Genomic DNA, 19,242 nt, shown 5'->3' on the forward strand with positions numbered 1-19,242 from the left:
TCCCCATGCGCAACACCGCGATGAACATGGTCCACAAGCTCGCCACGCGCGACGAGCGTGTGCTCTACATCGGCTCAGATCCCGGCGCGGGCACCTTGCGCGCGATGAGCAAGGAGTTTCCGAAGCGGCATCTAATCGAAGGCATTTCAGAAGCGCACATCATCGGCATGTCGGCCGGCCTCGCGATGGAAGGCTTCGTGCCCTACGTCAACACCATCGCGACCTTCCTCACCCGCCGATGCTACGAACAGGTCGCCGTCGATCTCTGCCTGCACAATCTGCCGGTGCGGCTGATCGCCAATGGCGGCGGGCTCGTTTACGCGCCGCTCGGCCCCACCCACCAGGCGATCGAGGACATCGCCATCATGCGGGCGCTGCCGAACATGACGGTGGTCTGCCCGTGCGACGCCGACGAGGCGGCGCGCCTGATGGATCAGACGCTCGACTGGACCGGGCCGATCTACATCCGGCTCGGCAAGGGTGGCGACGCCGTCGTCTCCAAGGCCGAGCACGGCTTTGAGATCGGCAAGGCCATCCTGATGCGGCCACCGGGCGACGTCGTCATGGTCACGACAGGCATTATGCTCCAGCGCGCACTCGCTGCGGCCGACCTGCTGGCCGCGCAGGGCATTCGCGCCGGCGTCCTGCACATGCACACGGTCAAGCCGCTCGACGCCGAGACGCTGCTGCAAGCGATCCAGGGCACCAAGCTCGTGGCGACGCTGGAGGAACACGTGCCCTCCGGCGGCCTCGGCAGCGCGGTCGCGGAGGCGCTGATCGACAAGCTCGGCTTCGGCTTGCCCGCGATGCTGCGGTTGTCGCTGCCGGACCGGTTCATGCACAATTATGGATCGCAGGACTCGCTGCTGAAGAAGCACGGCCTTTCCGCCGGCGCCATTGCGACGTCGATCGAGCGCGCACTCGCCGCCTCTCACACCTCCTCCCCTCAACTTCATTCCACCTGACGGGCCCCATGCACGACGTTCGATATTCCTATCTGCTCGAGCAATTCTCCGATCCTGCCCCGATCCTGGCCGAGATCGGCCGACTGGTGGCGACCGGTGACTTCACCCTGGGCAAGCCTGTCGCCGAATTCGAGCGGCGCTTTGCCGAGCTGATCGGCGTACGTCACGCCATCGGCGTCGGATCGGGCACCGATGCGCTCAAGCTGCCGCTCAAGGCGCTCGGCATCGGCCATGGCGACGAGGTCATCACCGCCGCCAACACCTTCATCGCCACCGTCGGCGCCATCGCGGAAACCGGGGCGACGCCGGTGCTGGTCGACTGCGACGATTCCTTCTGCATGAACGTCGACTACGTCGAAGCGGCGATCACGGGGAAGACCAAGGCGATCATGCCGGTTCAGTTGACCGGCGAGGTCACCGACATGGGCAAGCTGATGGCGATCGCCCAGCGTCACAACATCCCCGTCGTCGAGGATTCCTGCCAGGGCATCCTGTCGGAGTTCGGGGGAAAACGGTCCGGCACCCACGGCATCGCAGCCGGCTTCTCCCTGCATCCGCTCAAGAACCTCAATGTCTGGGGCGATGCCGGTGTCGTCGTCACCAATGATGACGGGATGAACGAGCGGCTTCGTCTGATCCGCAACCACGGCATGAAGAACCGCGACGAGATCGCGATCCTCGGCTGCAATTCGCGGCTGGATTCTCTGCAGGCCGTGGTCGGCAACTGGCTGATCGGCCAGACCAGCGAGATCACGCGGCGCCGGATCGAGAACGCAGCCTATTACGATGCGGGCCTTGTCGGCCTGCCTGGCCTGCGCGTCCCGCCGCGCCGGCCCAACGTGAAGCACGTCTACCATCTCTACATGGTGTTCGCCGAGCGTCGCGACGAGCTCTACAAATACTGCCTGGACAACGGCATTGAAGCGAAGATCCACTATCCGATCCCGCTGTATCAGCAGGAAGGCCTCAAGCACCTCGGCTACGCGCCGGGCGACTTCCCGATCACCGACCGCCATGCCCGGGAAGTCATCAGCTTCCCCGTCGACCAGCATCTGACGCGAGCGCAACAGGACCGCGTCATCGAGACCGTCCGAAAGTTCTGCCATGGACGCTGACACCGGCCGCCGGCGCATCGGTTACGTCAATCTTCCCGCGCAATTCGAGGAAGAGCGCGCTGAGATCATGCAGGCGGTCGAGGGCGTGTTCCGCCGCGGCGATTTCATCGGCGGCGCGGCCGTTGCGAAGCTCGAAGAGGAACTCACTACCTATCTCGGCTCGCCGCATGTGGTGACGCTGAATTCCGGCACCGATGCGCTGATCCTGTCCTTGAGGGCGCTCAACATCGGTCCCGGGGACGAGGTGATCACCCCGCCGAATTCGTTTGTGGCATCGACCGCCGCCATCATCGCCGTCGGCGCCACGCCGGTGTTTGCGGACGTGCTGCCGGACCAGAACATCGATCCCGCCGCGGTGGAGGCCGTCGTCACCACGCGGACCAGGGCGATCATGCCGGTGCACCTGACCGGACGCATGGCCGACATGAACCCGCTCATGGCGATCGCGGCCAAGCACGCGCTCGCCGTGATCGAGGACAGCGCGCAGGCCGTCGGTTCGACCTATGACGGGCGGATGAGCGGGACCATCGGAACGTTCGGCTGCTTCTCCGCCCACCCGCTGAAGAATCTCAATGCCGCGGGCGACGCCGGCTTCGTCGTCACCGCCGACGCCGAGCTTGCCGCGAGAATTCGCCGCCTGCGCAATCACGGCCTGATCAATCGCAGTGACGCCCAGGAGTGGGGCATCGTGTCACGCCTCGACACGGTCCAGGCCGAAGTGCTTCGCATTCGCCTGCGTCACCTGCCCTCTGTCATCGAACGCCGGCGTCGCAACGCCGCGCAATACCGCACTGAGCTCGCCGGCCTTCCCCTGTTCATCCCGAACTGCCGCAACATCGAGTTCAACACCTTCCACACCTTCGTCGTGCAGACGGACCGTCGCGACGATTTCCAGAAATATCTTGCCGACAAGGGTATCGAGACCGCGATCCACTATCCGGTCCCGATCCACCTCCAGGAGGCGGCGGCGCATCTGGGTCACGGCCGCGGCGCGTTCCCGGCGGCGGAACGACAGGCGGACCAGATCCTCACGCTTCCGATCAACCAGTTCCTGTCGGCCGCCGATATTAGCTATATCTGCGCGACCGCCCGGGAGTATTTTGCATGATGGATACGGACTTCCTTCAGGCCGACGAGCAGGCGCTGGCGCAGCGCTTCATCGACGACGGCTTCGTCACCACGCCGGCCGACGACCGCGCCGGGCTCGATCGCATCCAGCGGCGCGCGGCCGAGCTCGCGGCGGACTATCTGAAGCTGCCGCACGGCAACGACCCCTATGCGATGCTCGACACCATCCACACGCGGGTGAGCGTGGATGATCTCAACGGCCTGCGGCTGCACGTGTTCAACGGCCTCAACGCCGAGCCCTGGTTCCGGCCGACCTATTTCCGTCTGGCGCGCTCGACGATCGAGACCATCGTCGGCAACGAGCTCTGCATGCAGCGCCGCGTCAATCTCAGCATCCAGATGCCCGGCGACGATTCCTCGCTGCTCGCCACCCATTCCGACGTCTGGTCGGGCGACTCGCCGTTCGAAGTCGTGGTGTGGGTGCCGCTGGTCGACGTCCACAGCACTAAGGCGATGTATCTGCTCCCGCCGTCGCTGAACGGCGACATGCAGGACCGGATGGCAAGCCTGCGCAGCGCCGAGGAACTCTACAAGACCATCAAGCCGCACGCGACCTTCATCGAGATTCCCTACGGTCACGTGATGCTGTTCAATCAGACCCTGATGCACGGTAATCGCGTCAACGAGGAGCCCGGCACGCGCTGGAGCATGAACTGCCGCTTCAAGAGCATCATGTCGCCCTACGCGGACAAGCGCTTCGGCGAGTTCTTCGAGCCGATCCTGCTGCGCCCGGCAACGCGGGTCGGCATGCAATACAAGCTGCCGGGAGGCTTCCATGGCTGAGCGAGCCGGCCATCGCGGCTACATCGGCGCGCGGCCGCTGAACGGCAGTCGCACCCCGCAGCACGTCCAGAACATCGTGATCCGCGACTACGCGCGGCGGAAAAACCTGCAATTTCTGCTCAGCGCCGTCGAGCACATCATGCCCGGCAGCTACATGGTGCTTGAGGACATCCTGGACGAGTTGCCCCGCTTGAAGGGGCTGATCCTCTACAGCATCTTCATGTTGCCGCCCGTCGAGGCCCGGCGACGGGAGATCTACGACCGCGTGCTGAGCGAGGGCTGCGACCTGCACGCGGCCGTCGAGGAGATCACGCTGTCCTCGCGCAGCAACATCCAGACCGTCGAGGACATCCTGCTCGTCAACAAATTCGCCACCATCCTGTGACGATGCCGCGAACCGGTTGGAGACAATGACCGAGATCAACCTGCTCCAGCCGATGCACGCATCGACCAAGCGGAACTACGTTCAGCGGGTCGTCGAGCACGACAAGGCGGAATCCGCCACCGTGGCCCGGCAATGGGGACATGACTACTGGGACGGCGACCGCCGCTATGGTTACGGCGGCTACCACTACGACGGACGGTGGCGCCCGCTCGCCCAGACCCTGATCGACCGCTACGGCATCAAGCCCGGGATGAGCGTGCTCGATGTCGGCTGCGGCAAGGGCTATTTGCTCTACGAGTTCACCCAGCTCGTCCCCGGCCTCACGATCGCCGGCATCGACATCTCCGACTACGGCATCGCCAACGCGAAGGAGGAGGTGCGAGCGCAATTGAAGGTCGGCAGCGCCGTCGAGCTGCCCTACCCCGACCACAGTTTCGATCTCGTGGTATCGCTCGGCGTGCTCCACAATCTTCCGCTCGAGGACGTCTTCCGCGCGGTGCCTGAGATCGAACGCGTCGGGCGCGGCGCATCGAAATATCTAATGGTCGAATCCTTTCGCAACGAGCGCGAGAAGGCGAACCTGCTCTACTGGCAGCTCACCTGCCTGAGTTTCCACGGTCCGGAAACGTGGGCCTGGATCTACGACAACTGCGGGTACCGGGGCGACCATGGGTTCATCTTCTTCGAATGAAGCAACGGGCCTGCGCCGGCCGACCTCGCTGCGTGCGCAGAATCCCGAGGTGTATTATTCGGACGACGCCATCGTCACGGCGGACGACGCCACGATCGCGGAACTGAAGCGCATCGCCGCGGGCAATCCGCGTCTGCGCAGCCGGCTGTGCACGCATCCCGATCCCTCGTCCGGCCTGCATGAGATGCTGATCGTGCATCATCGCGAGGCCTATGTGCGGCCTCACAAGCATTTTGGCAAACCTGAATCGTTTCACCTGATCGAGGGCACCGCGCAGGTCGTGATCTTCGAGGACGACGGCCGCATTCGCGACGTGCTCGGGATGGCGCCGTACGGCCGGGGCGCCCTTTGCTATTACCGCATGCCCGAGCAGGTGTTTCACTCGATCCTGATCACCTCGGAGTGGCTGGTGTTTCACGAAACCACCGCCGGCCCGTTCGATCCCTCCCGCACGGCATTTCCCGACTGGGCTCCCGACGGCAGCGATTCCGCCGAGGTCCAGGATTACGTCACAAAGGTTGGCGCGCTTGCCACGGAACATCTGGCGAGAACATCGACATCGACCTCTACCGCTGCTCGACTATCCCCGCCGTGAATGATCGAGGACGAGACCAGCCGATGAGGCCGCCTGCAAAAGCACTGGTTACTCTGGTCAAGTTCGTTGTCTCGATCGGGATTCTCGTATTGCTGTTGCGCGGCCAGGACTTGTCGTCCCTGAAAGCCGACCTTCTCGCCGTCAAATTGGACATGCTGGCGCTTGCGGTGCTGCTGCTGTTCGCCCAGACTTTCGTGCTCTGTCACCGCTGGATCCTGATCCTCCAAGCCATGCATGTGCCGCTTGATTGGCCGGCAGGGTGGCGCATTGTCATCGTCAGCACGTTTTTCAATCAGGTGCTGCCCGCCGGCGGCGATGCGGTCCGGATCTGGATGTTGCGGCGTCGTGGCGAGCAATGGTCGCGGACCATCAGCAGCATCGTGGCCGATCACTTGGTCGCGCTGCTTGCCCTCGGTGCTATCATATTCGCAGGAATGCCGTTCCTGCTCCCGCGGATAAGCGATGGCTCGCTCCTCTTCGCCATCGTCACCATTCTCGCCGTTGCATGCCTTGGCGCAATCGCTCTGGCCACGCTGGATCATTGGCCGCCTGGCATGATCGGTATCCTGCCGGCCAGGATCGTGCAATTCGCGATGCTGGTCAGGGCTCCGTTGCTGGCGGCCGAAGGGCGCGGCACGCTGATCGCGTCCGCCGTCTTCATCCACTTGATCACGGTTGCAGCCTGTTATGTCCTCGCGATCGGCCTCGACGCACCAATCTCCGCGCTCGATGCATTCGTTCTTGTCCCGCTCGTCATCCTGTCGTCCGCGGTTCCGGTCTCGATCGGAGGATGGGGAGTGCGAGAAGGCGCGATGGTTGCCGCGCTTGGCCTGGCGGGGATCGCATCCGACAAGGCGCTCGCGATATCGGTTTTCCTCGGCCTCGGCGGCCTGATCGTGGGACTGTTCGGCGGCCTGGTGTGGTTGCTCGCACCGGAGCGCGCCCATTTCAGCGCAGGCCAGGCCCGGGCCGTCGCCGAACGGGCAGACGCTACACCGATCCAACCATGACAGGAATGGGCTTTGCCCGAACGAGTTTGCGCCCATCGGCAAATGCTGTGATCTGGCTTCCCATCTTCTCCGGTTCGAGGTCGGCCACTGAGACAGGCTGCATCTGTTGATGGCGACGTTCCTGCCCAGGGTGACCCGGATTGCTTCTGGCGCCAAGTTCGAAAACGACGAATTGACGCCCCGCCACGGCAACTTAAGAATTGTGGCACGACCTGTGGCGCGATATAGGCTTCAACGGCGTCGCGTATCGCCTGGCGCACCGATGTTCCCCTGCTTTTCCCGCACAGAGCCAAACCCGTGACCGATCATTGCCGCCTCTGCCATTCAACCAATTTGCGCCCGGTCGTCGACCTCGGACAGATGCCGATTGCGCATCGGCTTCGGCACAGCCGCGACGAACAGGAAGAACGGTATCCGTTCGAGGTGCTCGCCTGCGGCGAATGCGGCCTGCCCCAGATCGTCAAGCCGATCGATCCCGACATTCTGTACCGGCAGTTCAACTACAATTTCAGCAGCTGGAAGCCGGAGCCGCACCAGGTCGACGAGCTCGATACCATCGCGAAATTCTCGAGCCACCAGTCCGTGTTCGAGATCGGATGCAATGACGGCCTGTTCATGGACAGGCTCCGCGAACGGGGGGCGAAGGTTCTGGTCGGCGTCGAGCCCAACCCAGTGTCGGGCGAGATCGCCCGCGAGCGCGGCATCAAGGTCTATGCCGACATGATCAGCCCGGCGCTGTGTCACGACGCGGTCGCCGAGGCCGGCAAGTTCGACCTCGTCGTCTCGCGTCAGGTGCTGGAGCACATCGTCGATTTCGAGAACTTTTTCGACTGCGTGAAGATCGCGCTGCGCGACGACGGGCTGCTGTTCATCGACGTGCCTGATTTCGCACCCGGCTCGACGGCGGGCGACCTCTCGGTCCTGTGGGAGGAGCACGTCAGCTACTTCACCGAACCGACGCTGCTCGCGCTGCTGGCGCGCCACGGCTTCGAGGCGATGTCGGTGAAGAAATACAATTTCAGCGGCGGCAGCCTCGCGATCGCGGCGCGCCGCGCCGCGCACGACGTGACGCCACCGCCCGCCCCTGCCGGCGTCGGCGAGAGGTTCGGCCAGCGCGCAAGGGAGTATGGCGCGCGGCTCCGCCCGGTCCTCGCCAAGGCCCGCGCCAATGGCGCCGAGATCGCCATCTATGGCGCCGGCTGCCGCGCATGCACCTTCACCAATGCCCACGGACTCGCGGATCTCGTCGACCTCTCGGTCGACGATCAGAAGGAGCGCCAAGGGTTGTTCCTGCCTGGCACCGGCATTCCGATCCGCCCGCCGGAGGACCTCGCCCACAAGTCGGATTCGCTCGTCTGTCTTCTGGCCGTGAACCAGGAGAACGAAGACAAGGTCAGCGTCCGGCTGCGCGAAAACGTGAAGCGTCCGCTCCACATCGTTTCGATCTTCGCGCCCTCTGACATCTGGAGCGAACTCGATCGCCTCGAGGCGGCCGCAGGGTCGCGGCATGGCTGAGGACAAGCTCTTCAACTACTACGAACGTCAGGACGTCCTGCCGACGTTCGGGAATTTCAAATCCGCCGCCGAACTCGAAGCCTATGCCGGCCTGCGGCGCGAGTTGTTTTCGGACAAGCTCGTGCTGCCGCCGCGATTGTTCCGCGACGCCGACGTGCTTGAATTCGGCCCTGATTCCGGCGAAAACGCGCTGGTGTTCGCGGGCTGGGGCGCGAACATGACGCTCGCCGAGCCGAACCGGCATGCGCACGCGAAGATCCAGGCTTACTTCGCGCATTTCAGCCAAGCCCAGCGTCTCCGCGAACTCGTATCGTCCGATCTCGAAGGATTTCGCAGCGATCGTCGTTTCGACATCATCGATGCCGAGGGATTCATTTACACGGTGCAGCCGACTGAAAATTGGCTGGGCATCTTTCACCGGCTGCTCAATCCGGACGGATATGCCGTCGTTTCCTATTACGAGCGCTACGGCGGTTTCTTCGAGCTCGCGCTCAAGGCGATTTATGCGGCCGGCAAGGTGCTGACGGGCCGTTCCGGGCTCGAAACGGCGAAGCTGCTGTTCGACGCGAAATGGAACAGCATTCCGCACACGCGCAGCTTCGAATCCTGGCTGATGGACGTGCTCGAAAATCCTTTCGTCCGGCACCGCTACTTCCTCGACGCGGGAGCCTTGTGCACGGCGGCGCATGAGCAGGGGTTCGACATCCATTCGGCGTGGCCGGCTTATCGCGACAGCCTGGACGTCTACTGGCACAAGAAGGTCCTCTCCGACGACGAGAAGCTGCGGCGCGCGACGCGCCACCTCAGCCGCAGCCGTCTGAGCTTCCTCGGTGGACGGAAGCTCTATCTGGCGGGACGGACCGAAGCGGTCGAGGCGATCTCGGCTTCGATCGAGACCCTCGTTCTCGATGTCGATGCGATGATCGACAATCCCTTCGGCGACAGCCTGCCCCGTGTGATCGCGAGCCTCGCGTCGCTTCGCGAGACGATACGGACGACAGAAATTCTCGCCGACAATGCTTCCGACATCGACGCCGTCATTGCGACCCTTGACAGTTTCCATCGTATCTTTGGCGCGATCGGGCGACGGGATGCGTCCACAGTCACCGCTCTCACCCAATCCGACCAGGCGTTCATCAACACCTGGGGACAGCCGGCGCATTTTCTCGTCATCCGGAAGCGCTTCGAGGGATTCTAGCACGTGAGGCCAGGCATTGGCATCATCGGAACGGGCATGGTCGGCCAGATGTGCCACCTCGCCAATTTCGTCGCCAATCCCACCTGCCGCGTTGTCGCGATCGCCGATCTCCGGCCTGATCTCGCCGCCGCAGCGGCGCAAAAATTCGACGTCGCGCGGATCTACGGCACGCACCGGGAACTACTGGCGGACAGCGAGGTGTCCGCCGTCGTCGTGGTGACGAAGCGTCGCGCCACCGGTCCGATCGTGCTGGATGCGTTGAACAGCGGCCGCCACGTACTGTCGGAAAAGCCGATGGCCTACACCACGGCTCAGGCCGTTTCACTGGCCGAGGCGGCGCGGCGGCAAAACCTCGTCTACAGCATCGGCTATATGAAGCGTCACGACGCCGGGGTGGCGCGCGCGATAGCCGAGTTGACGCGCATTCGAGCAGATCATTCGCTTGGACGCATTATCGGCGCGCGAGGCTGGTGCTACGGCGGCAGCACTGGCTGGTCGCAGGACAACTTCGTCATGACCGGCGAAGCGCGGCCGGACGGGCTCGAGCTCTGGCAGGATGGGCCCGACTGGATGCCGGGCGCGATGCGACCCGGCTACGACAATTTTCTGAATGTGTTCAGCCATATCATCAATCTCGCACGCTACCTGCTCGGATCGTCACCGGCAGTCGCCGAAAGCACCGTCGAGACCTCGGGCGCGGGCACCGTGACACTCGATTTCGACGGCGTCGCCTGCGCGTTGCAACTCGCGAATGGGTCCGAAGGCGTCTGGCGCGAAGGTCTGAGTATCGAGTTCGAGCGCGGCGCACTGACCATCGAATTGCCCCCGCCTTTTGCCGAGCAGGAGGCTGAGGTCATGCTCGATCAGCAAGGACAACGGACGCAATTGTCGCGCGGCAAGAGTTGGGCGTTTCGGCGTCAGGCCGACGCATTCGTCGCCGATGTCGTCGAACAGAGGACGCCGCTGGCGTCCGGCCAGGATTCCGTGGCCGACATCGCGCTCGCGGAGGCGATCTGGAAACGGCAGGTCAACGGCTAGGGCTTCGGGCCATCGAGCGGCAGAATCCCGGCGATGGGCCCCACCTTGATGGTAACCTGCGCGATCTGACCGAGGAACTGCGAAACCTCGCAGCGCGCCAGCAGCCGGCATGCGTAGTACTTCCGCACCAGAACCTGGTTCGGCGCCGCGCCAGGACCCGGCTTGAGCGAAATCGTCGCCTGCGGGCCCGCTGGATCGAGATGAGAAAACGCGCTGCTCGGCGCAGTTCGGGCCACTTCCAATTCCTGCAGGACGCTCGGCCGCTCGGCGCGCAAGGCAAATCCAACAAAGGGCTGATTGCCCCAGGCAAGGCGGAGCATGCCGGTGACCTCGGCGAAGCCGAACGGCACGTGGCGTGACGGGTAATCGACGAAACCGTCTTCGAGCGCAAACACCGTTGCTGCCGGCTGCGCCCGGCTCGCGAGATCCTGCGCGAGGGCCTCCTGCTTCAGCGTTCTCGCCTGCATGAAGATGTAGTCGTTCCACAGCACGCCAATCGACAGCACTGATCCGACCCCGAACACGACCATGACGGCTGCCTTCGGACCGACCGCACGTTCGGCCCAACGCTTGAGCGCGAGCAGGGTCAATGCCGACGGGAGGCCGAACATCAGCAGATGGCGGCTCTCATAGAAATGCACGGCCGAGGGCCGCAACCCGGCGACCAGATAGGGGAACGACAATGCCAGAAACAGGACAACGGCGAGCGAGAGCGGCGCGGCGATCCCATATCTGGCGGCAGTCGGCTCTGCCTCGGAGCGCAACAGGAACAAGGCGGTGCCGACGAGCAGCACGGCGGTGAGGAGCGGCGCGCTTGCAGCGGTCGCCAGCTGGAACGCGGTGGCCACAACGTCCCAATAGCTGGTGACGAAAAATACCTGCCAGCCCATCGCCAGTTCGCTCAGCGTCGGGAAATGGGCATTGTAGTGTTGCGCATAGACACCGGTGCGTTTGAACCAGATGTTGAGCGCGCCCCAATAGACCAGGGGAAGCACCGCCAGTTCCGGATAACGGGTCACACAATGCCAGGCAGCCCACCATGTACGCTGGATCAGCCCCTGCGCCGCGTCGCGGCCGCGCCACACTGCAATGAAGAGACCGAGCATCACGAAAGCGTACAGCACGATCGTCGAGTTGAGCGCGAAGCCGAGCATGAATACGAGCGCGCAGGCCAGACGGAGCAGCGCGCACCGCATGCCGTGCGCGCCATAGGCCAGCATCAACAGCCAGGCACCGAAGAACAGCAGCCCGAAGCTGAGCACGTAGACCGCGTTCGCCTTGCCCGCCCAGAGCTGATAGCCCGGATAGGTCCAGACGATCAGGGCGAAACCGACCGCCTCGGCGCGGTCGAGCAGATCGAGTCGCGTTGCGGTCAGCGCGAGCGAGATCGCACCGAGGAAAATTCCGGCGAACGCCAGCGACACCATCACGGCAATCGGCGAGCCGGTCCAGTTGGCGAACGTGTCGTAGCTGTAGAAGATCGGATGGCCCGCACCGCGCAGGAGGAAATCGATGTCGATCATGAAGTCCGGACGCGGCTTGAGCACCAGCCAGTCGTCCATGAAGAGGCCGTCGTTCAAAAGCATCGGCGCATGCGCGGCCAGCAACAGCGCCAGCAGAACGGCTGTCGCGCGACGCATTGTGGATGTGCTGAGATGGGTCAGAGACGGCATTGGCGAAAATAGTTCGCACGCCCGTTTGGCCGCCGCAAGAGCCGGATCACCGGCGCCCAATTGATCATTGACCCAAAAAATTCGACCTCCTATAGACACCTCACAGGTTCGGGCAGCACCAAGGCGTCGAGGCGATTTTCGCGATGGTCCAACTTGAGCTCTCGATGATGAAATCTCGAATGGTTTGGACCGCGGCGCTGTAGGCCAGCTTAACTCCGGGATTGGTCGAGCTGTTGTTAATCGAACAGAACAGTCCGATCATGGTGAAGTCGGATGCACCGCCATAGCCAGTGTCGATATCGACGCATTCGCGCAGGTAGGTATAGACAGCGACATTCAGGACGGCGACGCCCTGTTGCTGGCAATTCGAATAGATCATCGAAATGCCGGAGTTCGCCGACGCTAGCGCTCCATAGAGCAGCATCTCGCGGACGCTGGTGTAGAAGCACGCGAAGTGCAGATTGGGATCGCCGAGCGTGATGAAGCGTTGCGACGCGCCGTCAGTGTCACATTGCTTGAGAACGGTATTGCCCTTGCCTGCGCCGGTGAGAGCAACGGAGCCGTAGACCGACAGACCTCCGCAGACGGTATAGGCGCCCTTCGGGACATAGACCACGTCGCCGCCGTAGCCGCCCGCATCGATGTTGAGCGCGCCGCGTCGGCTTGCAAAGTTAATCGCCCGCTGGATCGCGGCGGCATCGTTGGTGACGAGCGTCCCGTTGTAGTCGCCGACCGCGCCGAACTGCCTCACGTTGATGGCACCATCAGGAACGTATTGGAATTTGGTGCCCGCGACATCGGTAAACGATCCAGATGGTGCGGTGACTGCCGCGACCGTGACGGTCGGCTGCGTCGTGCACGTCACTGCTCCATAAACTCCGCCGCCCGGCGCCGGGATGGTGAGCACATCGCCGATAACATATGCATTGCCACCGGGACCGCTGATGGCGAAGCTGGTCATCACGTTGCCAGCGATCGTGACAATGCCGTAGAGGCCCGTTCCGTTGCCGCCAGTCAGAAAGACGCCGTTGTATGTTCCATTCGTGCAGCCAACCCCGACTGACGTCGTCGTGGTGCTGGTGACGAAGCTATCGGTGAAATTTCCGCTCGTGATCTTCTGGAATGTCGCGCCTCCACCGTCGCCGGTGGTCGCGTAGCCAAGCGTCCGGACGGCCGACAGCAAGGAAAGGTTTCGCGTGATCGCATCCGCACGGGACGAAACAACCAGCTGCGTTGCCGCAGTAGCATTCACCGTGCAGTTCAGCGAGGTGCCGGCGCAGGTGCCGCCCAAGGTCACGCCGGTGCCCGCGACAACCTGCTGCGATGACACGGCATGCCAGGACAGGTCGTCCCCGAAATACCTTCCCGTCGTCGTTACCGGCGGCGGGACGCAGCCCTTAACCGTTGGGGTGACGAGGTTGCACAGAGTGGCGGTGATCGTTGAGAACGGGATAGCCGACGCTGGCCCGCTGCCGAAACCGGTTCGGCCGATTACAGTGTTCGGAGGGACCGTCGGGAAGGTTTGAGCTGCAGCAACTGCCGGCAGCAGGAGGAGCAGCAATGCGGCCAGGAGTCGGCGCGCGGCGCATATGAACATGGGAGCGTCTCTTCGTGAGCGCTCCCACTCGGTGAAGCTTCCGAAGAGACGGTTTTGCGCCGATGTCTCAGAGGCGGGGCTGTGCGGAAGCCCAATCCGAAACGCTCGTGAGGCGAGCGCGGCCTACTCTACTCCGCCGACAACCCTTCCGACCTAATCAGGTTGCCGAACTGGCCGTCATCCAACCCCGCGATTCCCCGCAAGGTGTTCGCGATGCGTCGCCATCTGCCAGCTTCATCCTGGGCCGCTCGGGCCTTATCGCGCGTCGTCTTCAATTCGCGCTTGAGACCAAGAATGGCAGATGTTTCTTTGTCACTCATGGCGACCTTCTGAAAGAGTTACCCGGCTTTCTCCCCGAGCGCCGGGCGGCTCGGATGAAGGGCTCTCACGCTTAGCCCTGGAGGTCACAATTTCACGCGCCGCCGGTACAGAGGGCGAGCAGCGCAACCGTAAAATTGGAATACGGTTGACCGTTGGCCACGCAGGAAGCGATCACCGACCGATAAAATGAGATTTCACTGGTCTTTATCGCTGCGGCGATTGCCGCGCTGCCGCCGCCGGCTGCATAGGCGGCCGCTATTGCTTGTTGCCGCGTGCCTTCGGCTAAAACGCACGTTGCCTGATGCGCTGGGTTCGAATGCTGAATCATCATGTTGGTGTTTCTCCTATTGCAGCCTATGCGGGCGCACGCCGTTGCCGATGGGCATGAAGCCGTCGGGAATCTCCGGACGCGCGATCGCCTGGATATGCATTTGCAGGCAGATGCCTGCCGCCGGCGGTTCGGCCGACACGGTGATCTTGCGCTCTTCGTTCGTTCGCGGGTTCACCAGGCGCACTTCGTACATCATGCTGCGTTCACCTTGACGCCGTTCTGCAGTACTTGGTTGATCGTCGTCATGCGCTGCTTTGCCTTCATCCCCGGCGAGATAGGCCTTCGAGAATTCAGCGCTGCCCATCAGTTCGCGCTTTAAGTTCGAAACGGCCTCATATTCCTGCGGCGTCACTTTCTCGCCGGACAAGAACTGTTTTGTAACGCCGTCGGCGAGGCCCATCTCGCGCGCGTAGTCGACGTACCCGGCCATATGCCGCTGGTCGCTGTTGCCGAACTCAGATGCCTTGCCGCCCATGACCGACGTCACGACGTCATCGGCTGTGCCGCCATCAACGATCGCGCCCGTGAGGGTTTTGAATTCCTTCACGGCGGCGACGTCACCACCGAGAAAGCTGTCCCGCCACGACTTGTCCGCAGTGAGTGCGTTCAAATGATTTTGCGCGTCGGTGGCGGTCACGGCGGGTGGTGCGGGTGGTGTTACAATATCGTTCATTGTGAAACCTCGTGCTGGTTGTGAACGCCGAGAATCTGACAGGCCTCCGCATATCGGGCGAGCGTCTCGGGCTTCTTGTCGGCATACTGAACGCCTGACTTGCACGGGTGCGCGCAGATACCTCCGCCGGTGATCGTGCAGCCCTGCCCGTTGCAGGATGACGGGCAATCGGTCTTGGAAATTCCTGAAAGATCGGTCATGCGGCCTCCGTCCGTGTGGCCCGGTCGAGCGCTGCCGCGTCGAGCCGTTCAACCTGGGCTTTGACGCTGTTCAGAACCGCGGTGTGAGCCTCGCGCAAAATCTCGACGCCGGGACGCAACGCTGCGACGTTGTCGCCGGCCGATAGTGAAGGCAATTTGGCAAACGGCGGCTTGGCGCCATGGCTCGCAAGTCGGAATGCCTCGCGGCCGATCAGCGCTTCGCCGTTGCCCAGGAAGTGCCCGCTATAGCCCTCGAAGTGCATCGCAGGCAGATGGGTTCCGGTAGGAAGCGCCGCCGCCATTTCCGCGGATGCGTTCACATAGCGGGCATAGACTGCCGAGGCCTTGCCGATCAGCGCCAGCACTTCCGACATGGAATCAATTCGGGACGCTGTTGCCTTCTCAAAAACCGCAAGCTGTTCGGCGCGCATCTGCGCGGCGCCGGCGGCGAGAGTCTGGCGATCAAGCCGCTCGGCGAGCCGCAAGGCCGCGGCCAGCTCGTCCGCAGCCGTCTTGGCCGCCTCGATCTTGGCGCGATGCCCGGCCAGCTTGTCCGCCGCCCCGGGCTTCCGCTCGGCGGCTTCGAGTGCGTATTCCGCCACCTGCTCATCGAGCTCGGCCAGTGCCCCCAAGGCGCAATCCAGTTTCTCCTGGACGGCAGGCGCGCGCCGCGCCGATGTTTCGGGTTGCGGCAGCGGATGCTCTGCGGCGTCTTCGCCGGACTTCCTGCGGAACATGGTCAAAATCCTCACGCGGCTTCGTTGCGATGCTGGTCCGGCTGTGAAGCCGCGGCGACCGCGTCCTCGAGCCGGCAGCGGATCCAGTCCGAAACCGTGCGCCGCTCTCGCGCCGCCAATTCCTTCATGCGTGTTTCGAGGTCAGGCTTGACCCGGGCGCCGATTATCTTCGTGTTGTTTGCCATCGTTGGCCTCTGTCGGGTTCGTGCTCTCAGCATTCGGGGTGATTTGCGGATCGCTAGCAACGCACCACAATGTTTCCGGAGGCTGGGTCGGTGTGGCTGTCTTCGCGTTCGTCGGTCGCCGCTTCCGAGGCCGCCAGCGCGCCTGTACGCGCTCCGCCCGGTCAGGGTCCTCCATGATCACCGCAAAGGCGATGCGCAGCCCGAGCGCGTCCAGAAGAGCCTGGAGAGACATTTCTCCGAATCCCCTCATCGGCGGGTCGGCCATGAGCTTGCTTACGTAGCCATTTTGAAGGCCGCTGATGGCGTCCAGCGTCTCATGGCTTAGGTTGAGCTCGTCGCGCCGATCGCGCACGACCTGCAGCAGTTGCTCGCGGTCAGCAATCATCCGGGGCTTCATGTCAGACAATGCTCAACGAGGTTTGCGAAAGCTGGCCGCCGAATTTTTTGGAGGGCGGCGCGAAAGAGAGCGAGCACATAAAATTGGGAACGCGAGCGCATTCTTCCTCCCACCCCCACGATTCTGGATTTCATTGAGCCAAACCATGGGGATCTGACAGGCGATCGGCCGGCACCATCGCGCGCGCGTCTGCTTCCAAGAGTGCTTAAGTTCATGAGAGAGCGCGCGCGAAAACCCTTCCCCGAAGTGCAAAACCGGTGACGTGATGCTTTCAAGCTGCTGATTTTGTTCGATGCTATCCAGTCGAACGAAGCTGTTGGACCCAACGTTGGACCCAGACACGCTCCGTAACGAGTTACTCGCGCAGCCAGGCGAGCGCATAATGCACCGTCGAGCGACCTTGATCTCGGCGTTACGACATGCATGCCGATAACGAGGTGCTTTTCTCGTCCTGCAACTGCCTATGCCGTGAGGCGAGCGTGCAGCACGCGTGCAGGCGTGCAGCTTGCCTATGGCTAGGCAGAGGAGTGGGCTACACGGGTAGCTGCACATAGCTACACCCGAGCAACACGGTAGCTGCACGGCGCGGATCATGGCTTCACCGTCAGTCGCGAAGCGGGGCGAGATGGGCGGCCGTAGTTCTCGATGTGGACCTTGCCGGCGCTGAACAGGCGCGCCATGGCGTCCTTCATGTCGGCCTTGCGGAAGCCGTGTCGCTTGGCGTCGGGGTCGTCGGCGAACGCCGTGGGTGCATAGTTGGGCGCGGTCGGTGTTGCGCTCACGTTGCGGCCTTGGCCGGCGAACCGATGGAGCAGCTCGAGGAACGTCTCGTTGACCTTGGCTTCGCGCGCCAGCTTGTCGAGGCTCGAAACGCCACCCTCCGGGAGGAACAGCCCGCGCTGATAGCGCAGCACGATGGTCTCGCCGCGGGGGCCGTACTGGTTTTTCTTGAATTCGAGCTCCCGGAGGTCGTTGTTCACCTGCTCGCCGTCGTCGCTCTTCGCCGCCTTGAGGTACTGTCGGAACCGAAAGGCTCCGTGCCAGGCCGTGGAGCCCGACAGCCCAGAGCCTGAATTTATCCCCTGGAGACTGGGATGGCTGAGAACGGTCACGGAGCCGTCGGCGACCTTCGCGAGAGCCTGCATGTGCATTGCGAAGGCGTAGACCTGGACGCGGTCGATCTCGTTGCCGGAGAAGGCGCGCGAGAGCGTGTCGATCGAGATGTTCTTGGGCTTGATGTCGCCGGCTGCCTCGAAGAGCTGGCGATAGAGGCCGGTGACCTCCACCGTGCCGCCCTTGGTCGCGGCGACGAGCGTTGCGTCTTGCCCGAGCAGCGGGAGTACATGCAGCCCGCCGCCGATCAGGTCCTTGAAGGTGACGCCGTAGTGCTGGGCGATCGCGGCGAGGCGGATGTGGATCTCATCCTTATCGTCCTCAGCGCCGAGGTAGAACGCTGGACCCGGCTCAGGAACTGTTCCCAGCCAGTCCTTAGCGGTGACATGAGCCACATTCTTCATGAGCTCGATGATGCTCTTGCCGGTGCCGCCTTCACCGGAAAACAGGCCGGCCTGCTTCAAGGGCACCCGGTCACGGATTGCCCACTGACGCTCGGGGATAGGCCTGCCATCCCACTCGGACATATTGAGCCATGGCAGCTTCGCTGCGGGCTTTTGCTCCTGGGGCAAGGCTTCCACGGCGTGTTCAACTAATGCGGTGGTCTCGTACGCGTCAAACGACTCGACGGGTGGCGGCTCGTCATCTGGTGGCGACGACGGGCTTCTAATCCCGAGATCCTCAAAAACCCGAAGGGCCATCTCCCGGTTTGCGGCGGTGAACATCAAGCAGCCTCCACCGTGTCAAGCAGCGCGGTCGCATCATCCGGGTGATTCCGCAGCCAAGCCGTAAGCCGATCCGGATCGCCGAGGCTCAGCACGAATTGGAAGGCGTCCACCGTTGCCTGGGGCAGGCGGTGCACGGGCCTCTGGACGACCACCGTCTGCTGCACCGGCGGCAGTTCGCCTGTCCACCGCCAGCGGTCGCGCGGATCGTCCAGCTCCCACTGCATCAAAAGCTGATTGGCATAGTCCGACGGTGAATCCGCGGCCTCCGCTTCGTCCGTAGCGGCCAGCGCTCGCGCCCAGATGAAAGCGGCCGCGATGACATCTTGGATTTTGTCCTGCCCAAGCTCGACGACGAGGCCGCGTTGCTCGGCGAAAGCTTGAAGTACATCGACGGACCACTGGATTTCCATTTCGCCCGACACGCAGCACAGGGCGTACTTCTCAGCGCAGGCTGTTAGGATATTGATTGGTGCCGGAGCGGTCATTCGGTATCGCCCCCGTCAAGGAGGCCGAGCTCCTGGGCTTTTGCCAGCGCCTTGTTGATGGCGTTTTGTAAATCCAGCAACCGCGTCACCTTCATGGTGATGCCCTTGGTGGTTGGATGGATCTTCCCTTCTTTGTCGTGAACATGCTTCCTGAGATCAACGAGCACATGGCCCTTGAACGTCTGCAGGGTCGTGGTGATCACGTCCTTGCGACGATTTGAAAAGAAGCGGTCGACGACGACCGGCTCGGCGAGCTCGGGGTGCTTTGCCACGGCAGCGCCTCAGGCTGAAGCCAAGAGCTTTTCGAGGGCAGCTCGCGGCACGAGGAGACGCCGACCCACCCGAATGGTCGGAAGGTCCCCGCTTTTTGCCGCCTTGT

General features: G+C 63.2%; 22 protein-coding genes. 11 read left to right on the forward strand and 11 right to left on the reverse strand.

Features of this window, described 5'->3' with window-relative positions; translation table 11 throughout:
• The first annotated feature begins 5 nt into the window (after positions 1-5).
• The 11 genes from IVA88_RS12445 (at position 6) to IVA88_RS12495 (ending at position 10,423) form a co-directional block, all read left to right on the forward strand.
• Complete coding sequence (locus IVA88_RS12445; protein ID WP_247497549.1) at positions 6-965, forward strand: transketolase C-terminal domain-containing protein; 960 nt, start codon at positions 6-8, stop codon at positions 963-965.
• 8 nt (positions 966-973) lie between these two features.
• On the forward strand, positions 974-2,080 hold the full coding sequence (locus tag IVA88_RS12450) for a DegT/DnrJ/EryC1/StrS family aminotransferase (protein ID WP_247497550.1): 1,107 nt from the start codon (positions 974-976) through the stop codon (positions 2,078-2,080).
• The gene (locus tag IVA88_RS12455) at positions 2,070-3,188 is read left to right on the forward strand and encodes a DegT/DnrJ/EryC1/StrS family aminotransferase (RefSeq protein ID WP_247497551.1); all 1,119 of its coding nucleotides are present in this window, start codon (positions 2,070-2,072) and stop codon (positions 3,186-3,188) included. Before IVA88_RS12450 ends, IVA88_RS12455 begins: the two co-directional genes overlap by 11 nt.
• On the forward strand, positions 3,185-3,991 hold the full coding sequence (locus IVA88_RS12460) for a sporadic carbohydrate cluster 2OG-Fe(II) oxygenase (RefSeq protein WP_247497552.1): 807 nt from the start codon (positions 3,185-3,187) through the stop codon (positions 3,989-3,991). Before IVA88_RS12455 ends, IVA88_RS12460 begins: the two co-directional genes overlap by 4 nt.
• Entirely contained in the window at positions 3,984-4,376 is a 393-nt protein-coding gene (locus tag IVA88_RS12465) for an LIC12192 family sporadic carbohydrate cluster protein (protein ID WP_247497553.1), read from the forward strand. The genes IVA88_RS12460 and IVA88_RS12465 overlap by 8 nt, the downstream gene beginning before the upstream one ends.
• Positions 4,377-4,401: 25 nt before the next feature.
• A complete protein-coding gene (locus IVA88_RS12470) occupies positions 4,402-5,067 on the forward strand; it encodes a class I SAM-dependent methyltransferase (RefSeq protein WP_247497554.1) in 666 nt (221 codons plus the stop codon).
• A complete protein-coding gene (locus tag IVA88_RS12475; RefSeq protein WP_247497555.1) occupies positions 5,045-5,662 on the forward strand; it encodes a WbuC family cupin fold metalloprotein in 618 nt (205 codons plus the stop codon). Before IVA88_RS12470 ends, IVA88_RS12475 begins: the two co-directional genes overlap by 23 nt.
• Positions 5,663-5,685: 23 nt before the next feature.
• Positions 5,686-6,672, forward strand: coding sequence for a lysylphosphatidylglycerol synthase transmembrane domain-containing protein (locus IVA88_RS12480; protein WP_256466794.1), 987 nt, complete (start codon positions 5,686-5,688; stop codon positions 6,670-6,672).
• A 297-nt stretch (positions 6,673-6,969) separates the two neighbouring features.
• Positions 6,970-8,187 (forward strand): class I SAM-dependent methyltransferase, encoded by a 1,218-nt coding sequence (locus IVA88_RS12485; RefSeq protein ID WP_247497557.1) that lies wholly within the window; start codon positions 6,970-6,972, stop codon positions 8,185-8,187.
• The gene (locus tag IVA88_RS12490; RefSeq protein WP_247497558.1) at positions 8,180-9,385 is read left to right on the forward strand and encodes a class I SAM-dependent methyltransferase; all 1,206 of its coding nucleotides are present in this window, start codon (positions 8,180-8,182) and stop codon (positions 9,383-9,385) included. The genes IVA88_RS12485 and IVA88_RS12490 overlap by 8 nt, the downstream gene beginning before the upstream one ends.
• Positions 9,386-9,388: 3 nt before the next feature.
• The gene (locus tag IVA88_RS12495) at positions 9,389-10,423 is read left to right on the forward strand and encodes a Gfo/Idh/MocA family oxidoreductase (RefSeq protein ID WP_247497559.1); all 1,035 of its coding nucleotides are present in this window, start codon (positions 9,389-9,391) and stop codon (positions 10,421-10,423) included.
• Here the strand turns inward: IVA88_RS12495 and IVA88_RS12500 are convergent.
• The 11 genes from IVA88_RS12500 to IVA88_RS12550 form a co-directional block, all read right to left on the reverse strand.
• On the reverse strand, positions 10,420-12,063 hold the full coding sequence (locus tag IVA88_RS12500) for a hypothetical protein (RefSeq protein WP_247497560.1): 1,644 nt from the start codon (positions 12,061-12,063) through the stop codon (positions 10,420-10,422). The two genes, IVA88_RS12495 and IVA88_RS12500, sit on opposite strands and share 4 nt — an antisense overlap.
• 133 nt (positions 12,064-12,196) lie before the next feature.
• On the reverse strand, positions 12,197-13,693 hold the full coding sequence (locus IVA88_RS12505) for a glycoside hydrolase family 55 protein (protein WP_247497561.1): 1,497 nt from the start codon (positions 13,691-13,693) through the stop codon (positions 12,197-12,199).
• Positions 13,694-13,821: 128 nt separating this feature from the next.
• Entirely contained in the window at positions 13,822-14,013 is a 192-nt protein-coding gene (locus tag IVA88_RS12510; RefSeq protein ID WP_247497562.1) for a hypothetical protein, read from the reverse strand.
• Between the two features lie 92 nt (positions 14,014-14,105).
• Positions 14,106-14,345 carry a hypothetical protein gene (locus IVA88_RS12515; protein ID WP_247497563.1) on the reverse strand — a complete coding sequence of 80 codons (240 nt, stop codon included), beginning with the start codon at positions 14,343-14,345 and terminating at the stop codon, positions 14,106-14,108.
• Positions 14,346-14,358: 13 nt separating this feature from the next.
• Positions 14,359-15,018, reverse strand: a complete 660-nt coding sequence (locus IVA88_RS12520; protein ID WP_247497564.1) for a hypothetical protein — start codon at positions 15,016-15,018, stop codon at positions 14,359-14,361.
• Positions 15,015-15,218, reverse strand: a complete 204-nt coding sequence (locus IVA88_RS12525) for a hypothetical protein (protein WP_247497565.1) — start codon at positions 15,216-15,218, stop codon at positions 15,015-15,017. Before IVA88_RS12525 ends, IVA88_RS12520 begins: the two co-directional genes overlap by 4 nt.
• On the reverse strand, positions 15,215-15,955 hold the full coding sequence (locus IVA88_RS12530; RefSeq protein ID WP_247497566.1) for a hypothetical protein: 741 nt from the start codon (positions 15,953-15,955) through the stop codon (positions 15,215-15,217). The genes IVA88_RS12525 and IVA88_RS12530 overlap by 4 nt, the downstream gene beginning before the upstream one ends.
• A gap of 141 nt (positions 15,956-16,096) precedes the next feature.
• A complete protein-coding gene (locus IVA88_RS12535) occupies positions 16,097-16,525 on the reverse strand; it encodes a hypothetical protein (RefSeq protein WP_247497567.1) in 429 nt (142 codons plus the stop codon).
• 602 nt (positions 16,526-17,127) lie between these two features.
• Positions 17,128-18,375 (reverse strand): AAA family ATPase, encoded by a 1,248-nt coding sequence (locus tag IVA88_RS12540; RefSeq protein ID WP_247497568.1) that lies wholly within the window; start codon positions 18,373-18,375, stop codon positions 17,128-17,130.
• Positions 18,375-18,863 carry a hypothetical protein gene (locus tag IVA88_RS12545; RefSeq protein WP_247497569.1) on the reverse strand — a complete coding sequence of 163 codons (489 nt, stop codon included), beginning with the start codon at positions 18,861-18,863 and terminating at the stop codon, positions 18,375-18,377. The genes IVA88_RS12540 and IVA88_RS12545 overlap by 1 nt, the downstream gene beginning before the upstream one ends.
• Positions 18,860-19,135 (reverse strand): transcriptional coactivator p15/PC4 family protein, encoded by a 276-nt coding sequence (locus tag IVA88_RS12550; protein ID WP_247497570.1) that lies wholly within the window; start codon positions 19,133-19,135, stop codon positions 18,860-18,862. Before IVA88_RS12550 ends, IVA88_RS12545 begins: the two co-directional genes overlap by 4 nt.
• Positions 19,136-19,242 lie beyond the last annotated feature (107 nt).

Origin of the sequence: Bradyrhizobium sp. 149, assembly GCF_023073915.1 — a bacterium.
In the GTDB taxonomy this organism is placed as follows: domain Bacteria; phylum Pseudomonadota; class Alphaproteobacteria; order Rhizobiales; family Xanthobacteraceae; genus Bradyrhizobium.

What these genes read in the sequence shown, in the direction of transcription:
- IVA88_RS12475 (WP_247497555.1), top strand. Translation starts at nt 5,045, where the DNA reads ATGGGTTCATCTTCTTCGAATGAAGCAACGGGCCTGCGCCGGCCGACC.
- IVA88_RS12445 (WP_247497549.1), top strand. Translation starts at nt 6, where the DNA reads ATGCGCAACACCGCGATGAACATGGTCCACAAGCTCGCCACGCGCGAC.
- IVA88_RS12460 (WP_247497552.1), top strand. Translation starts at nt 3,185, where the DNA reads ATGATGGATACGGACTTCCTTCAGGCCGACGAGCAGGCGCTGGCGCAG.
- IVA88_RS12465 (WP_247497553.1), top strand. Translation starts at nt 3,984, where the DNA reads ATGGCTGAGCGAGCCGGCCATCGCGGCTACATCGGCGCGCGGCCGCTG.
- IVA88_RS12520 (WP_247497564.1), bottom strand. Translation starts at nt 15,018, where the DNA reads ATGAACGATATTGTAACACCACCCGCACCACCCGCCGTGACCGCCACC.
- IVA88_RS12450 (WP_247497550.1), top strand. Translation starts at nt 974, where the DNA reads ATGCACGACGTTCGATATTCCTATCTGCTCGAGCAATTCTCCGATCCT.
- IVA88_RS12480 (WP_256466794.1), top strand. Translation starts at nt 5,686, where the DNA reads ATGAGGCCGCCTGCAAAAGCACTGGTTACTCTGGTCAAGTTCGTTGTC.
- IVA88_RS12540 (WP_247497568.1), bottom strand. Translation starts at nt 18,375, where the DNA reads ATGTTCACCGCCGCAAACCGGGAGATGGCCCTTCGGGTTTTTGAGGAT.
- IVA88_RS12500 (WP_247497560.1), bottom strand. Translation starts at nt 12,063, where the DNA reads ATGCGTCGCGCGACAGCCGTTCTGCTGGCGCTGTTGCTGGCCGCGCAT.
- IVA88_RS12490 (WP_247497558.1), top strand. Translation starts at nt 8,180, where the DNA reads ATGGCTGAGGACAAGCTCTTCAACTACTACGAACGTCAGGACGTCCTG.
- IVA88_RS12535 (WP_247497567.1), bottom strand. Translation starts at nt 16,525, where the DNA reads ATGATTGCTGACCGCGAGCAACTGCTGCAGGTCGTGCGCGATCGGCGC.
- IVA88_RS12545 (WP_247497569.1), bottom strand. Translation starts at nt 18,863, where the DNA reads ATGACCGCTCCGGCACCAATCAATATCCTAACAGCCTGCGCTGAGAAG.
- IVA88_RS12515 (WP_247497563.1), bottom strand. Translation starts at nt 14,345, where the DNA reads ATGATGATTCAGCATTCGAACCCAGCGCATCAGGCAACGTGCGTTTTA.
- IVA88_RS12525 (WP_247497565.1), bottom strand. Translation starts at nt 15,218, where the DNA reads ATGACCGATCTTTCAGGAATTTCCAAGACCGATTGCCCGTCATCCTGC.
- IVA88_RS12510 (WP_247497562.1), bottom strand. Translation starts at nt 14,013, where the DNA reads ATGAGTGACAAAGAAACATCTGCCATTCTTGGTCTCAAGCGCGAATTG.
- IVA88_RS12470 (WP_247497554.1), top strand. Translation starts at nt 4,402, where the DNA reads ATGACCGAGATCAACCTGCTCCAGCCGATGCACGCATCGACCAAGCGG.
- IVA88_RS12530 (WP_247497566.1), bottom strand. Translation starts at nt 15,955, where the DNA reads ATGTTCCGCAGGAAGTCCGGCGAAGACGCCGCAGAGCATCCGCTGCCG.
- IVA88_RS12505 (WP_247497561.1), bottom strand. Translation starts at nt 13,693, where the DNA reads ATGTTCATATGCGCCGCGCGCCGACTCCTGGCCGCATTGCTGCTCCTC.
- IVA88_RS12455 (WP_247497551.1), top strand. Translation starts at nt 2,070, where the DNA reads ATGGACGCTGACACCGGCCGCCGGCGCATCGGTTACGTCAATCTTCCC.